Annotated in this window: 12 protein-coding genes and 1 pseudogene; 7 read left to right on the top strand and 6 right to left on the bottom strand. The window is 66.0% G+C overall.

Annotated elements, in window-relative coordinates; all coding sequences use genetic code 11:
- Window positions 1–143: 143 nt before the first annotated feature.
- Window positions 144–1,580, bottom strand: a complete 1,437-nt coding sequence (locus CJU94_RS23250; protein WP_095421030.1) for a sigma-54-dependent transcriptional regulator — start codon at window positions 1,578–1,580, stop codon at window positions 144–146.
- A 1,330-nt stretch (window positions 1,581–2,910) separates the two neighbouring features.
- Here CJU94_RS23250 and CJU94_RS23245 point away from each other — a divergent pair.
- The 3 genes from CJU94_RS23245 to CJU94_RS23235 all read left to right on the top strand — a co-directional run bounded on the left by CJU94_RS23245 (window position 2,911) and on the right by CJU94_RS23235 (window position 6,049).
- Window positions 2,911–3,195, top strand: coding sequence for a hypothetical protein (locus CJU94_RS23245; protein ID WP_095421029.1), 285 nt, complete (start codon window positions 2,911–2,913; stop codon window positions 3,193–3,195).
- Window positions 3,196–3,262: 67 nt separating this feature from the next.
- Window positions 3,263–4,465 (top strand): CpaE/TadZ family protein, encoded by a 1,203-nt coding sequence (locus tag CJU94_RS23240; RefSeq protein ID WP_095421028.1) that lies wholly within the window; start codon window positions 3,263–3,265, stop codon window positions 4,463–4,465.
- 141 nt (window positions 4,466–4,606) lie between these two features.
- Window positions 4,607–6,049 (top strand): nicotinate phosphoribosyltransferase, encoded by a 1,443-nt coding sequence (locus CJU94_RS23235; protein ID WP_095421027.1) that lies wholly within the window; start codon window positions 4,607–4,609, stop codon window positions 6,047–6,049.
- On the opposite strand, the gene CJU94_RS23230 is transcribed toward CJU94_RS23235, so the two are convergent.
- Together CJU94_RS23230 and CJU94_RS23225 are read right to left on the bottom strand one after the other, a co-directional pair.
- Window positions 6,031–7,902: an ABC transporter ATP-binding protein/permease gene (locus CJU94_RS23230; RefSeq protein WP_095421026.1), complete on the bottom strand. Its 1,872-nt coding sequence runs from the start codon at window positions 7,900–7,902 to the stop codon at window positions 6,031–6,033. The two genes, CJU94_RS23235 and CJU94_RS23230, sit on opposite strands and share 19 nt — an antisense overlap.
- Window positions 7,899–8,777: an extracellular solute-binding protein gene (locus CJU94_RS23225; protein WP_095421025.1), complete on the bottom strand. Its 879-nt coding sequence runs from the start codon at window positions 8,775–8,777 to the stop codon at window positions 7,899–7,901. Before CJU94_RS23225 ends, CJU94_RS23230 begins: the two co-directional genes overlap by 4 nt.
- Before the next feature lie 163 nt (window positions 8,778–8,940).
- Between CJU94_RS23225 and CJU94_RS23220 the strand changes: the two genes are divergently transcribed.
- From CJU94_RS23220 to CJU94_RS23210, 3 genes and pseudogenes are all read left to right on the top strand, one after another.
- Window positions 8,941–9,459, top strand: coding sequence for a molybdopterin-dependent oxidoreductase (locus CJU94_RS23220; protein ID WP_095421024.1), 519 nt, complete (start codon window positions 8,941–8,943; stop codon window positions 9,457–9,459).
- An 83-nt stretch (window positions 9,460–9,542) separates the two neighbouring features.
- A pseudogene (locus CJU94_RS23215) lies at window positions 9,543–10,122 on the top strand (nitrogen fixation protein NifQ).
- A gap of 52 nt (window positions 10,123–10,174) precedes the next feature.
- Window positions 10,175–10,576 carry a winged helix-turn-helix domain-containing protein gene (locus CJU94_RS23210; RefSeq protein WP_244221060.1) on the top strand — a complete coding sequence of 134 codons (402 nt, stop codon included), beginning with the start codon at window positions 10,175–10,177 and terminating at the stop codon, window positions 10,574–10,576.
- 24 nt (window positions 10,577–10,600) lie between these two features.
- Here CJU94_RS23210 and CJU94_RS23205 read toward each other — a convergent pair whose 3' ends face one another.
- From CJU94_RS23205 to CJU94_RS23195, 3 genes are all read right to left on the bottom strand, one after another.
- Window positions 10,601–11,950: a DUF2325 domain-containing protein gene (locus CJU94_RS23205; protein ID WP_095421023.1), complete on the bottom strand. Its 1,350-nt coding sequence runs from the start codon at window positions 11,948–11,950 to the stop codon at window positions 10,601–10,603.
- Window positions 11,951–12,158: 208 nt separating this feature from the next.
- Window positions 12,159–12,716 (bottom strand): hypothetical protein, encoded by a 558-nt coding sequence (locus CJU94_RS23200; RefSeq protein ID WP_095421022.1) that lies wholly within the window; start codon window positions 12,714–12,716, stop codon window positions 12,159–12,161.
- A 214-nt stretch (window positions 12,717–12,930) separates the two neighbouring features.
- Window positions 12,931–13,806, bottom strand: coding sequence for a LysR family transcriptional regulator (locus tag CJU94_RS23195; RefSeq protein WP_095421021.1), 876 nt, complete (start codon window positions 13,804–13,806; stop codon window positions 12,931–12,933).
- Window positions 13,807–13,914: 108 nt separating this feature from the next.
- On the opposite strand from CJU94_RS23195, the gene CJU94_RS23190 reads away from it, so the two are divergent.
- Window positions 13,915–15,513, top strand: a complete 1,599-nt coding sequence (locus CJU94_RS23190) for an MFS transporter (RefSeq protein ID WP_095421020.1) — start codon at window positions 13,915–13,917, stop codon at window positions 15,511–15,513.
- The last annotated feature ends 26 nt before the right edge of the window (window positions 15,514–15,539 follow it).

Below are 15,539 nucleotides of genomic sequence, written 5' to 3'. Positions count from 1 at the left end.
GGCGCCATTTCACGTCATCCAGGGGATGACGCGCGGTGAGACACCGCCCGGACTCGACGGAATGGAGCGACGCAGCCGCGACGCGGAGCGAACGCGGGTCAAGCGCAGGTCAAGCGCAGGTCAAGCGCAGATCAAGCGCAGGGTCACACCAGCGAAGGCGCCTTCCGCTCCGCCTCGTCGTCGGCATCCGCGCCGCCGCCGGGCGTCGAGGCGCGTCCGGCCGGCGGTTCCTGGTGCAGCCGGTTGGCGTGCATCAGCCGGTACAGCGTGGCTCGCGAAATGCCGAGTTCAGCCGCCGCCTCGGACAACTTGTAGCCATGCCGCTGCAAAGCGTGCTCGATGGCGTTTTTCTCGGCCTTGCTGCGAATCTCCGCCAGCGTCACGGCCGGTCCATTTTCGGCTTCCGGCAGACCCAGATCGCCGGCTGTGATGAAGCGGCCCTCGCTCATCACCACGGCGCGGCGTACGCAATTGATCAGTTCGCGCACGTTGCCCGGCCACGGATAGTTCGACATGGCGACGATCGCATCGCTCGACAGCCCGCGCAGTTTGCGCGCGCCGTCCTGCTTGTACATGCTGAGCGCATAGTTGGCGAGCAGCTTGATGTCGCCGCCGCGCTCGCGCAGCGGCGGCTCGACGAGGCGCAGCACGCACAGGCGGTGATACAGGTCGGAGCGGAAGCGCCCGTCTTCGACCGCTTTGTCCAGATCGACGTGAGTCGCCGAAATGACCCGGACGTCGACCTTGATCGGCCCATTGCCGCCCAGCCGCTCGATCGTGCCTTCCTGAAGGAAGCGCAACAACACTGCCTGGCACTCGTGCGGCATATCGCCGATTTCGTCGAGAAAGAGGGTGCCTTCGTGAGCGCTCTCGATCCGGCCGATCTTGCGCTGGAGCGCGCCCGTGAAGGCGCCGCGTTCGTGGCCGAACAGCTCGGCTTGCAGCAGGCTCGGCGGGATCGCCGCGCAATTGATCGCGACGAAGGCGCGCCCGGCGCGCGGCGAGCGTTCATGAATGGCCCGGGCGGTCAGCTCCTTGCCGGTGCCCGACTCGCCGGCGACGAACACCGGCGCGTCGGTCACGCCGCATTTGTCGATACGGCGGTACAACTGCTGCATGGCTTCGCACTGCCCGACCATGCCGTGGCGGCCGAGCGACGGCTCCGGCGCGACTTCCACATGCCGCAGACTCGACAGGCCATGCGCGTGGCCGAGCGCGAACACGAGCCGCTCGTTCAGCCACGGCCGTGTCACGAAGTCAAAGCAATAGTCGAGGATGAAGCGGCTGACCAGTTCGTTCTCCGCCTGACCCGGCGCGATCTGGGCGACCCAGTTGGTTTCGACGCGCCGCATGCAGGACGCCAGCGCGGACAGATGTTGGGAGGTGCACTCGCCCGGCAGTTCGACGAGCCCCACCTTGATATTGCCGCGCTCGATCATGCGTTCGGCGACGGCCGTGCTCTTTGCATGCACCGCCTGCCAGCCAGAAGCCGCCAGAAAGGCGGTGAGTTTCTGATCCGGCGAATTCGACACATATAAAACGGTTCGTTCCGTGTCGAGATGCGTGCAAGTCGTATTCATGTTACCCCCGGTTCGATGCTGCTCTCAGGACTGCTCTGCAATGTACTTCGACAAACCGGCAAGCTGCCGGCTTCCGGCCAACTGAGCCAGCCGGTCCGTTTGCGCGGACCCGGCCGGGGATTACGCCGCCGCGGGCACCGGCTTTTCGCAGCCGGGCGGCGACGGACTCACGGTAGCGGCAATCACGGGGAGCATGGAGCAGGCGGCGCGAGCCGCGAGGTGCTACACATCGGACGGGTGGCGCAACCAGTGTTCACCGTTGTAACGCCAGACGACCTTTCCCCGAATTACATCAGCCGTTTTTACCTCGTTGGCCTGATACAGGCGCTCTATGTGGCGCATGGGCTTAACGATAAGCGAAACTGCTTTCGAGCGCCATATAAACAAGTCTGGATTAAGAAAGGTTTTTTTGCATCATGTCGTCTGTTCTGGCGGTTCAAAATCCGACGGTCAAGTACCGCTGTGCGCGGTGTCCAACACAGTATTGAATTCCGTTCCGCGGCGCTGGTGAAATCGCACATTCGTTCGAGATTTGCGTTGTCTCACGCCTGCGACACATCGGGCAGCACGCTCTATTTACCGGTAGGGTTCCGAAGGGTCGGCATGATTGACCGGAGGGCGGCGCATTCCGCGGCGCCACGCGGCCGCGCGCGGCGCTCTGGCGAGCCAGACACGCGTTGCGGCCTTCCGCGGTCCGCGCGCAGTTCCGCCAAACACGTATCGAATTCGAATCAACGCGCGATGCGAATGGCGGCCCACAGGGGTGCGCCGCAGCAAAAAACGCGGCGCGACAAGGATTTGAACCTGCCTGGCATAAGCGTTGCAATAAGCTATTCACAGCGAATGCGTCGCCGCCCGGCCCATGCACGGGGAAGCCAGATAAGAGAAGGCTGGCGGCAACTCAGCGACTGCGTGGGCGCGGCGGGCAAAACCAATGCGTCTTACGAGGGTACGGCGGGGCCAACAAAAGAAACGGCATTCATAAAGAAACCGGGCGAACGACCGGTCAGGTGTACCGATCATCCGCGAACGGACGACGTTGAACGTCGACCTCGCAAAAAACAACAGATAGCGCCGTCGTGAGGCGGGCGATACATACAACAGCGAAAGGGCAGCGAGGGGCAGCGAGGGGCAGCGAGGGGCAGCGAGGGGCAGCGAGGGGCAGCGCACGGTCAAGGACCAACCGGGCGCGACGAGGCGGGGAGGAACGGCCGGAGTCTCCATAGAGAGGCGCAGGTTACGAGGTGGACCGGGCGCCGTGTCCGCGCATGCGCGGGCACGGCTCACCTGGACACGGCCTTGAAAAGAGCATCATCTTTCGGGGGTTGTCATGACCACATTTTTCAAGTCTGCCGGCGCAGCACAGCCGGCGCGTCAAATCGCCGTGCGCTCAGGCGGCGCCATTTATCAACGGCATATCGCCGCGCCGCGCGCATTGTTCGCGGCGCCGCCGGCCGATCTACTGACGCTGGTGATCGCCGAGGCGGTCAAGCGCAAGGCGCAGGCGGAGATCCAGCGCGAGGCGTTACGCGACGCGATGTATGAGATGCCGGTATCTCCGGAGCGAAACCACGATCGCGGGGCGGACATTCGCCCTTGCGATTCCGACGAATGATCAGAACCCAGACCGTGATCGCGGTGGCCTCGGCAACCGGAGGGCGGCTAAGCGGCGGAGAGCCGGCATGATCGACATCTTCCTGATTTCATCCGGCACGGAGCGCGCGCCGCACATCGTCGCGCGGCTCGAGGCAAGCGGCGTGGCCTACCGGCTGCGCACCGCTCACGGCTCGGCCCGGCAACTGCGCGCGCACGCCCGTGCGATCCGCAGCGCCGAACTGCTGATCGTCGACGATGTCGAGTTGAGCGCGCGCGACCTGGACGGCATCGAGGAGGCGCTCGCCTGCACGCCGGCGCTGCACTGCGTGCTGATGACGCCGGCGCCGTCCACGGCCTTGCTGGGCGCGGCGATGCGCGTCGGCGTGCGGCATGTGCTGGCGTGGCCGCTCGACGCCGACGAGATCACCACCATCCTGATCCAGGTCGACGCGCGCAAGAACGCGAGCGGGCGACGCGTGGGCCGCGTCGTTTCGCTGGCTTCGAGCAAGGGCGGCAGCGGCACGACGCTGATTGCCGTGAATCTCGCGTACTCGCTCGCCGCGTTGAGCAACCGGCGTGTGCTGCTGATCGACCTGAGCCAGCAGTTCGGCGACGCCAGCCTGCTGATGGCCGACAAACCGCCGCCCACCACACTTGCCGATCTCTGCTCCCAGGCGGAGCGTCTCGACGCCGCGCTACTCGAATCCTGCGTGATGCATGTTCACGCGAATCTCGATGTGCTGGCGGGTGCGGGCGATCCGCTCAAGGCAGCGGAGTTGCTGCCGGCCCAGCTGGAGCGCATTCTCGCGCTGGTGCGCGAGCGTTACGACGCGGTGTTGATCGACATTGGCCAGAGCCTCAATCCGCTCACCATCCAGGCGCTCGATCACAGCGATGTGATTTGCATGGTGGTGCGCCAGAACCTGCTTTACCTGCACGGTGGGCGCCGCATGCTGGATATTTTCAGGGAACTGGGTTACCCGGCGAGCAAGGTGCGGGTGGTGGTGAATCAATACGAGAAGAACGCCCAGATCAATCTTCCGAAGCTCGAACAGACGCTTGGCGCGAAGGTCGCGCATCAGCTTCCACGCGATGAAAAGCAGGCCAACGAGGCGCTCAGCCGCGGCGTGCCGCTGGTGACGTCGGCGCGCGACAGTACGCTCGCGCAAGGCATCAGCCTGCTGGCGGACATGCTATGGCCGTCCAGCGCGGAGCGCCGCAAAGGTGTGATCGGCCGGCTGTTCGCGTCGCAGCCGAACGTGCCGCCGCAGCTCAAGCCCGGGCATTGAGCTGCCGAGGCGAGGCGCGATCTGCTACGTTAGTAGATAGTCCGCGCGCCCGTGGCATGATCTGGGTGGAAGGAAGCACCGGGTGAAAGCCCGGCCCGCCCGATCACTCTCAAGAGCGTCCCTTTGCGCGCCGCATCGCCCATGCAAAACCAGTCCAGCGGTTTCACCGATATCGCGTCGATCCTCGCCAATCCGATTCTCAACACGGATTCGTACAAGGCGTCGCACTATCTGCAATATCCACCCGAAGCGTCGGCGATGTTCTCGTATATCGAATCGCGCGGCGGGCGCTACGATCGCACGCTGTTCTTCGGTTTGCAGATGCTGATCAAGGAATATCTGTGCCGCCCGGTCACGCCGGCCATGATCGAGCAGGCCAGGGCATTTTTCACCGCGCACGGCGAGCCGTTCAACGAGGCCGGCTGGCGCTACATCGTCGAACACCACGGCGGCTACTTGCCGGTGCGCATTCGCGCGGTGCCGGAGGGCTCGGTCGTGCCGGTGCACAACGTGCTCGTCACGGTCGAATGCGACGATCCGCAGGTGTTCTGGCTGGCTTCGTATCTGGAAACCATGCTGCTGCGCGTGTGGTATCCGATTACGGTGGCGACGCAAAGCTGGCATCTGCGCAAGACGATCCGCGGCTATCTGCTCAGGAGCAGCGACGACCTCGCCCAATTGCCGTTCAAGCTGCACGACTTCGGCGCGCGCGGGGTGTCGAGCGCGGAGTCGGCGGCGATTGGCGGCGCGGCGCACCTGGTCAGTTTCATGGGCTCGGATACCGTGCTCGGCGTGGTCGCGGCGAACCACTACTACCACGAGGCGATGGCGGCGTTTTCCGTGCCCGCGGCGGAGCACAGCACGATCACCTCATGGGGCCGCGAGCGGGAAACCGACGCGTATCGCAACATGCTTGCGCAGTTCGGCAAGCCGGGCGCGATCGTTTCGGTGGTGTCCGATTCCTACGATCTGTTCGCCGCGCTCCGCGTCTGGGGCACGGAGTTGAAGCAGGCGGTGCTCGACTCCGGCGGCATGCTCGTGATCCGGCCGGACTCCGGCGACCCGCGGACGATCGTGCTGCACACCATGCAGGCGCTCGAGGCGTCGTTCGGCTCGGCGGTGAACGGCAAAGGGCGGCGCGTGCTCAACAACGTGCGTGTGATTCAAGGCGACGGCGTGAATCCCGACTCGATCGAAGCGATTCTCGCCGCGATGGACGAAGCCGGTTTCGCGACGGACAACATCGTGTTCGGCATGGGCGGCGCGCTGTTGCAGCAGATCAACCGCGATACGCAGCGCTTTGCGATGAAATGCTCCGCGATCCGCTTAGGCGACGTGTGGCACGACGTGCTCAAGGATCCGGTCACGGACGCCGCGAAGCGCTCGATGAAAGGGCGGCTGACGCTGCTGGTGAATCGGCGCACGGGCGAGTATCGAACGGCGGCACTGCCTGTCACGTGGGACGAACGCATGGTTGAAGGTGATTGGGACGAGGCGCTGGTGACGGTTTTCGAGTCCGGCCAGTTGCTGGTGGAGGAAACGCTCGCCGGGATCAGGCGCCGGGCTCACGCGCACGAAGCCTGATGCACGCCGCCCGCTTGCCAGACCGCAACGCCTGAAGCGCGGATATCGATCCGGCACCGCGCGCCTTCACGCAGCCGGGTCTCTTCGTTGGCGATATCGAAACGGACGCCGGCGATATTCACGCGGACATAGCGCTCGCCGCGCCGCAACTCGACCGCGTCGACCACACCGGCATGCATGCCTTCGTCCGTCACGACGATGGCGTGCGACGACACGCGCCACATGACCCGCTCGCCGGCAGTGAGAGCAAACCCGCTGCCGCCCGTGGCAAGCATGAGGCCCCGCGCGATCTCCACCTGGCCCGAAGCGCTCATCACCCCTTCGCCGACGTTGTGCAAGCCGAGCAGGCCGGCCACGCGCATGGAAGCCGGCCGCTCGAACACGGCGTCGATAAAGCCCGCTTGCAACACACGGCCCTGTTCGACCACCAGTACTTCGTCAGCCAGCAGCGCGGCTTCATCGGGATCGTGCGTGACGATGATCGTCACCGCCGCGATCTCGCGCTGCAGAGCCTGCAACGACTGCTGCAAGCGGCGTCGCCGCGGAGTATCGAGCGCGGCGAAAGGCTCGTCGAAGAGCAGCAGTTCGCTGTGCCGTGTCAGCGCTCGCGCCAGCGCGACCCGCTGACGCTGGCCAAACGACAGTTGACGCGGCAGGCGCGCGACCAGCCGCGCGAGGCCCAGATGGTCGAGCCAGTAGCGCGCGCTGGCGGGGTCGGCGTCGGCGGGAAAGGCCAGTTGCTGCGCCACCGTCATATGCGGGAACAGGCCGTAGTCTTGCGGCATATAGCCGATCTGCCGACGTTCGGGTGGCAGCGTGTTCAATTGCGTCGTGCCGAGCGTCACGCTGCTCGACGCGTTGGACTCCAGCCCCGCGATCAGACGCAGCGCCAGCGACTTGCCCGAACCCGACGGTCCGATGATCGCGAGGCGCCGCGTGAGCGGCGTCCATGCGATGTCGAGATCGAACGCGCCGAGCCGCCGCTGCAAATGAAAGGCGAGGCGCAGGTCCGCGCTTTCGCCGCGGCTCGCGGTCGGGTCCGCGCCGGGTTCCAGTGCGTCGTCGCCGTGTTCGGTCTGTTCGAGCGCGCTCTTTTGCCGAAGGCTGTAGATCGACAGCGCCGCGCATACGATCGCGATGGCGAGCGTCGGCAGTAATAGCGGCATCATCGCCGGCAACCCCTGGCCGCCGAATACCACGTACGTATAGACCGGCAGCGAATAGGGGTGATAGGCCACCATCACGGTCGCGCCGAATTCGCCGAACGCGCGCAGCCACGCGAGTGCGAGTCCCGCGCGAATCGCCGGCCACGCAACCGGCAACATGACCCGGAAAAAACGGCTGCCGGCGTGATGGCCGAGGGTCGCGGCCACGTCGTCGAGCACCGGGTCGACGGCGGCGAACGCGGACTTGGCGGCAATGATCAGGAACGGTGCGGCGACGAAGACTTCCGCGAGCACGATGCCGGCGAACGAATCCGTCAACCTGCCGTGCGTCACCTGACCGACCCAGCTATACGGGCCGAGCAGAAACAGCAGCAGCACGCCGCTCGTGAGCGGCGGCAGCGCCAGCGGCAACTGCACGAAGAAACCGAGTAGCGCCACTTTGCGCGAGTTCGAACGCGCGAGGAAATAGCCGAGCGGCACGCCGCCCAGCAAAATCGCCAGCGAGGCGACGCTGGCGCTCGCCGCCGAGATCCCGACCGCCGACCACGTGGCGCGCCAGTCGACGTTCGCCCAGTCCGCCGCGCCGAGTTGCGGCACGCTCGCGATAAACGGCGCGCACAGATAGACGGCCAGCAGCGCCGCCAGCCACAGCAGCGGACGCGCAGCGGTGCGTTTTGCCGTGCTCACTGCGTGGCGGCGTCGATCACGGCTTGCAGCGAAGGCGGCATGGCTTGCAGGTTGCCGCTCACCGTCGGTTTGACGACGTCCACGCCGTGTTGCTTGAGCAGCGCGCGGCCTTGCGCGCTCAACAGGAAGTCGGCGAAGCTGCTCGCGCCTTCGCGGTTCGGCGCGTCGCTGAGAATCGTCAGCGTGTAGCTGGCCTTGGCCTGCAATTCGGGCGCCGGGCGGATCGCCGGAATCTTCAGGTCGGACGTTTCGGTGGAATAGAAAAAGCCGGCGTCGAGCTGGCCGGATTGCAGGCGGCCGACCAGCGTTTCCTCAGGCAAGACCTGCTCGGGGTTTTCGGCTGCGCCGAGCGTCTTCTGCACGAGGTCCGGCTGGTGGTAGAGCTGCGCGGCCCGGTTCATCATCTCGACGGTGAACGCGCCCTTCGGGTCGAGCTTCGGATCGGTCCGGCCGATGCGGATGCCCGGTTCCTGCAGCACCTGGTCCCAGCGCTTGCTCGTGAACCCGGCCGCGAATTTGCTGCGCGGGTTGTAGCCGATCATCAACGGCGATTCGGCGAAGCTCACGTACCACGTGACATGATCGCCGTTCGCCGCGCCCATCAGGCTGTCGTTCACCTTGGGGCTCGCGCTGATGAACACGTCGCCGCGGCGCAGCTGGCCCTTGATCTCATTGGCGATCTTGTTCGAGCCCGCCGCATAGCCGCGGAAATGCTGGCCCGTGGTCTTTTCGAATGCCGGGCCGATGCTGCGCTCCATCAGATTGACGAGCGAGCCGGCGTACAGCACGTTGACCGTGTCGTCCTGCGCCAGCGCAGGCGTGGCGGCAACCATACCGGTGACGACCAGGAAAGGAGCGAGCAGCTTGCGAATCATGCGACAACCCCGATACGTTATTAAGAGCGCTATATTACGACGTCGCCGCGTTGCGTGCTGTGACGCCGCCGGTCGCTTCAAGCGGGCGTCATTACCGCGTAATATACGCGCGGATATAACGTGATGCCGGCCGTTCGGGCGTCGATGCTGGAGATAAGCGCGTATGGATCAAGTGAATGTGACTGCCGCGCCCGCCGTTACGGGCGCGCTCGTGCTGAGCGGGCAATTCAAGCGGCCGCTTTCGTTCGGCCTCGATCAACTCAGGCGCTACGAAAGCGTGGTGGCCACGCCGTTCGATCTGCGCTGCTATACGACGAACCGCCTCATCCGCACCGTCGAGCCGTATCGCGGCGTGCGTCTGACGACGCTCATCAATGAAGCGGGTCTGCCCAACAGCGTGCCGGGCGAATTCAAGCGCACGGTGTTCGTCGCGGTGGGACATGACGGCTATCTCGTGACGTTTTCATGGCATGAACTCTTCAACACGCCCGTCGGCGAAAACGTACTGGTGGCCTACGAATGCGGCGGCCGTGCGCTCGACGCCGAAGACGGCGCGCCGATCCTGTTTTCCGGATCGGACATCCTGCCGGCGCCGCGCCATGTCAAACGGCTCGCGCGAATCGAGGCGCACGTTTTGACCTCTTCGGCCCAGCTGCACGCGAGCCATGAGCGGCATGCGTAACAGGGCCCGCCGGTCCTCATCCTGTTGCCGCCTGTCTGACGATCCGCTTGCGCGGGTTGCCGGTGCTGCCATCCGCATCCGGTATGAACGCGCCGCCGTTGCCGCAAGATGCGCAGGTTGCGGCGCGGGTGGCCGCCTGGCTGAATGCCGCGAAGGACGCCAGGTCGCCCGATACCCAGCTTTTCCCAAACTGGTCGCCGCGCGTGAGGTGCGCAACGAACTCGCGCTGCTCGGCCTTCAGTCGACGGCGTCGCGCGCAGTGCTGGCGCGGCATTTCACGCGCTCCGACGCGGCCGCCGTGCCGCCACCATCGGCCGACGCCGGCCGCCACGCTGAATTCGTCCGCACGCTCCACGCGCTGTTGCTCACGCACGCCAGCGCCGCCGTCGATGCGCACGACGCGCAGTGTCTCGCGTCGATCATCGCCCATGCCTGTTTGCACCCGGATCATCTGTGGCGCGACCTCGGGCTCGCCGGCCGCGACGAAGTCATCCGGATGCTCCACGCCATTTCCCGACCCTCGTGGCGCTAAACGTCGCCGACCTGCGGTGGAAGAAATTCCTCGCGCAGCACCGGGCGCTGTCACTGGGCCTACGGCCCGGCCCGGCGCCGGGTTGTCCCGGTTGCGAAGACTATGGGCACTGCTTCCCCTGCCCGCGTTGATGGCGGCTTGGCCGCGGTGGCGGCACGAGATGGTTCGTGTATCCTTTCGCGCATGGCCGACACCCCAAAAACCAAACCCGCCTCCGCGGCGAAGAAAGCCGCGAAGGCGCGGCCCGAAGTGCGCTTCAGAATGCGCATCCGCAGCGCAGACGCGGTCGCATTAGGACCGGGCAAAGTCGCATTGCTCGAAGCCGTGCGCGAATTCGGCTCGATCTCGGCTGCGGCGCGCAGCCTCGGTATGTCGTACCGGCGCGCGTGGCTGCTGATCGACGAACTGAACCGTTCGCTCAAGTCGCCTGCCACGCATTCGGAGCAGGGCGGCCAGAGCGGCGGAGGCTGCACGCTGACGCCCGTCGGCGAAACCATCATTCGTCTGTATCGCGACGTCGAAGTCGAGGCGCAGCGAAGTTGCGCGAAACAGATTGCCGAACTGACCCGGCTGATCCGCTCCTGAGCGGTCCAGGGCGCCAGGGCACGTCTAGCCGTGCCGCAGGCAAAATGACGTGGGCGTCGGATTGCCGAGTTGCGCGAGATTCTCGGGATGCAGGCGGGCCATCAACTCGACGAAGCTCGCCACGCTCGCCGTGCGCAGCGGGTGGTAGTCGATCCGATGGCGCTCGCAAACCCGTTTGAGCGTGTTCATCGAATCATGATCGACGCAGTCAACCGGAAACACGACCAGATCCGCACCCGGCAACGCCGCGGCAAGCAGGCCTTTGCGATCTTCCACGCCGCCGTCGTGCACGACCAGATCGCCGCCGGCCGCTTCCACCAGTCGCTTGAGCGCAGCGTTGGAGCCCGGCCGGCCACCCACATACACGATCCGCTTGCTGCGCACGCTGTCGAGGCTCGCCCGCCGCGCGCCCGCTCCGCTCGCCGCGCTGGCGGCATGCACCGTCGCGTGTTCGAGGGCGTCGCATTCGTCTTGCACCAGCTTGAGCAGCGTCAGCGTCTGGTCGTAGCGCTTGCGTAGCGCGAGCGCCGCGTCCTGTTCCGCGAGCACGCGCTGTTCCGCGGCCTCGCGGCGGTTCGTATGCAGTGCGACACGCTGATCGGCATCGGCCAGCTTGTCACGCAGCCGTTGCACCTCGGCTTCGAGGCCGGCGGCGTCGGGCGGCGTCTGAAGGGATGTCTGTGCCGTCAACCGGGCGATCTGCTCGTTGAGCGCGGCAATCGACGCGTCGCGTTGCAGGCTGAGTTCCTGCAAACGGCTCTGCTGTCGGTCGATTTTCTCTTTCAATGCGGCGTTTTCTTCTTCCAGCGCGACGAGCCGGCGAATGTCCGCCCGATTGGCAGCGCCGACCAGATGCGACAGCATGTGCAATTCGCCGAACGCTTTCTGGCGCACGGGCATGGTTGCGCACGGATGCGTCATCAACGCCCAATAGGCCGGCGGGATGTCGCCGCTTTTCAGTGCTTCATCCCAGAGCTCGAGCAGGGTGACGTCGTCGGTGGCTCTGTCGAAGCGGCGGATTGCGCCGGCATAGTGTTCGTCGAGCAGCTTGTGCAGCGCTTTGGCGGCCGCCCCGCCTTCGATCGCGAGTTCGACTGCCGAATGATGAATCTGCAGATCGCTCGCGTCGTGACGATCGAGCGCCGTAAATTTGGGCACCAGCTTGCGCAGTTCGTGCGTGCCCAGACACGTGCCGATGATCGAGCAATGCAAATGGCTGTCGAGTTCGGCGAGGCGCGCGCGCCGTTTGGCGTGAGGGAACGACACCTTGGCGGGCGTGCAGCACGGATCGGCGCGCATGCCGGTAACGGCGAGTTCGTCGCCGGACAGTTTCAGGCGTGGGGGCTGGGCGAGACGGAACGGGGGCGTGGGCATGGGGATCTCGAATCCGGTTCGGTGTCAGGCGGATTGAAGGTGCGTGCGAACGTACGTGCGAAGGTACGTGCGACTGTGCGCGCGAAGGTACGTATGAAGGTGCGTGTAAAGCGCGCCGCGCACATTCGCCGCGCGAGCGCGGTCGGCGATATATTCGGCAAGATATAACGGTGGGCGAGAGAAAACGTTCATCTGCGGTGGTCGCGAATCAATCGTTGGAGCGGGCGAGGGCGGGTTCGGCGGCGTGGGTCTTGTGCCGTACCGCGCTGGCGGCGCTCAATTCGCCCGCCGCCCATGCGTGCTGGTCGAGCACATGGCCGACGCACAGGCCCACAAACGCCGCGTCGAGCCGTTCAAGTTCTGTGACCACCTTGCGTAGCGCAGCGAGATCGTTGCTGAACGTGTCGGAAAAAATCGCGTCGCGCAACTGTTCGGCGCAGCGCGCTTCCTCGATTGCCGCTTTCAGGTCGCGCAGACGCACGAACGCGGCCACGCTCGCCTGTTCGGCGAGGATCGACAGCAACTGGTTCAGCGAATGCGAGCCGGACGTGCCGACCGGGGCGAAATTCAACTGGTCGGCGGTCAGCATCAGCACGAAACGCTGCAGGCTGCCATAGAGCCGCCGGTAGGCGTCGACCACATCGCGGATCGATTCGGCGCGGCCGCGCTCGGACGCGGACTTCCCCGCGACGATGGTCGACGAGAGCTCGCTCGGCAAGCGCCCGAGGCGTCCCGCCGGGGCGGATGAAATGGATCGGCTGCGCAATGCGACTGGCTCCTGCCTGCTTGTTTCGGCTCATGACGCGCGGCTGGCGCACACGCTGAAAAACGTGCTGAAAGACGCATTGAAAGACGCGCCGCCACACACCACGAAGCCTACCGTGATATTCGGCAGGATATAACGAAAAGCGGCCGGCGTGTTGAGCAGAAGTCGTTTGCCGCCGCGTCAGGCCGGTTTCAGGCCGATTTTCAGGCAGGCGTCACCTGTGCCGGACGAAGTCGAGAAACGCCTTCACGGCCGGGGCCCGCTCGTACTTCCGGAAGGCAATCGCGATCTCCGAAGCGATGGGTTGACCGGCGATACCCCGATACACCACACCCGGCAACGCGATGCAGTCGGCCAGCGTATGCGGCACGACGGCGACGTAGCCGCCGAGCGACACACAGGCCAGCACCGAGGCGAGCGTGCCGGGGCGCGGTCCGAGCCGCGCGGAGAAGCGGCCGCGCCGCGCGACTTCGAAGGTGCCGGCTTCCTGTTCCGGCAGCACGAAGCACTGCTCGCGCAGTTGCGCCGGCTTCACGTTCGCCGAGGCGGCCAGCGCGCAGTCGGCCGGCAGCGCGAGGACGAACCGGTCGCGATGCACGGTCGTGGCCTGAATGCCCTCGGCAAGCGGCATTGGCGGGCGCACATAAGCCGCGTCGAGCAGGCCGTCGCGCAACATCGCGGCAATGTTGTCCATCGGCACTTCGCGGATCGAGATATCGACGCCCGGCCGCGTGTCGCGAAATCCGCCCACGTCCCGCTGCAACACGCCGGCATAGGCCGCCGACGCCACATAGCCGACTTCGACGCGCCCGAGTTCGCCGCGCTCGGCAAGCAGCGCGCGCTCTTCGCCGCGTGCGAGGTGATCGAGCGCAACGAGCGCCTCGGCGAGATAGGCGCTGCCCGCCGCGCTCAGCACGACCGAGCGCTTGGTGCGATGAAAGAGCCGCACGCCGAGCAGCCGTTCAGCCTCCTGAATCAGCTTGGTCAGCGACGGCGCGGCGATTCCCAATTCGTGCGCGGCGCGCGAGAAATGAAGCTGCTTCGCGACGCAAATGAAAGCGTGGATATGGCGGAGTTCGAGTTGCCGCATGGTTTTAGGTATTTCCATCAGGCTAATTATTTTGTGATTTTATGCCAATGACAGGAAATAGACGGCTCGCTACCATAACGTGACTTTCCTTCCGATATTGCTGCCTGTATGCCGCATCTGTTCACACATCGGGTCCCGCCACCTTCATCGTCACCCTCGACGCCACCCTCACAGCCCGTCAACGCCGCCTTCGTGCTGGCCACCGCGTCGGCTACCTGCGCGCTGATCGTGCTGGACACCAATGTCGTGGCGGTTTCCCTGCCGTCGATCGCCCGCTCGTTCCACGCGAGTTTCGCCGACGTCGAATGGGTGGTCAGCGCATACATGGTGGCGTTCGCGTCGTGCCTGCTGCCCGCGGGTGCGCTAGCCGACCGCGTCGGCCGCAAATTGATGCTGCTGCTCGGGCTCGCGGTGTTTTTCGTGGCATCGCTCGGTTGCGGCGTCGCGCCGACGGCAGCGCTGCTGAACGTCGCGCGCGCGGTCAAGGGCGTCGGCGCGGCAATGCTGCTCACCGCCGCGCTGGCCGTGATCGCGAACACGTTTCACGCAGGCCCCGCCCGCGTGCGCGCGTGGGCCGTGTGGGGCACCTGCATGGGCCTTGCGACCACGGTCGCGCCGCTGGTCGGCGGCGTCGTCACGCAATGGCTCGGCTGGCGCTGGATCTTTCTGCTCAATCTGCCCGTGTGCGCGCTGCTCGCGTGGTGCACGTCACGCGTGATCGGCGAGTCGCGCAATCCCAAACCGGGTCCGCTCGATGTCGCCGGCAGCCTATTGTTCGGCGTCGCGCTCGCGCTCGGCATCTGGGCGCTAATCGAAGTGCCGGCCGACGGCCTCGCGAGCTGGCGCACCGTCGCACGGTTCGCGGCCTGCGCGCTGTTGTTCGGCGTCTTCGTCCAGGTGCAGCGGGCGCGCGCCCATGCCATGGTCGATCTCGCGCTGTTCAGGCAGCCGCGTTTTGTCGCCGCGGTGCTCGCCATGTTCGGTTACGCCGCTTGCGCGCAGGTGATGATGACGTTCCTGCCGCTATATTTGCAGAACGCGTTCGGTCTGTCGGCGGTGGCCGCGGGTGTCGGCATGCTGCCGTTCGCGCTTTCCATGGTGGCCGGGCCGTACCTTGGTGCCGCGCTCGGCAAGCGCGTGTCGAGCATGGCATTGTTGTCGGCGGGCTTGCTGCTGATCGCGCTCGGCAATCTGCTGACGGCACTGACCGCGGGCGGCGGGCGCTATGCGCTGGTCGCCCTCGGCATGGTCGTGACGGGGCTCGGCGCGGGGATCCTGAACGGCGACACGCAGAAGGCGATCATGGCTTGCGTGCCGCCGGATCGGACCGGCATGGCCTCCGGTATCAGCACGACGACCCGCTTCACCGCCATCGTTACTTCGGTCGGCGTGCTCGGCGCGGTGCTCGCGGCGCGGACTCACGCGGCTTTCCTCGCGGCGATGCCGTTGACCGCCGGGGTGAAAGCCGCGCTCGACGCCGGCTTCATGTCGCGCGTGCTGGCCGGCGACACGGCGCAGGCGAGCGCGACGCTGTCGCCCGCGCTGCGAGCCACGCTGATGTCGGCGGCGCAAGCGAGCTTCGCGAGCGGCTTTGCCGCCGCGCTGGGTCTGGCCGCGGCCGTGGCGCTGTCGATCGCGGCCGGCGTCTGGCTGCTGGCCGGCAGAGGAGAGCCCGCGCGGGTGCGCGGCGTGGCGTCGAACGGATAGGCACGCCGCGCCGCCCCCGTGGGCGC

Source organism: Paraburkholderia aromaticivorans, assembly GCF_002278075.1.
In the GTDB taxonomy this organism is placed as follows: Bacteria; Pseudomonadota; Gammaproteobacteria; order Burkholderiales; family Burkholderiaceae; genus Paraburkholderia; species Paraburkholderia aromaticivorans.
Note: the sequence above shows the minus strand (reverse complement) of the source record. Positions and strands in the feature narration are given on the sequence as shown.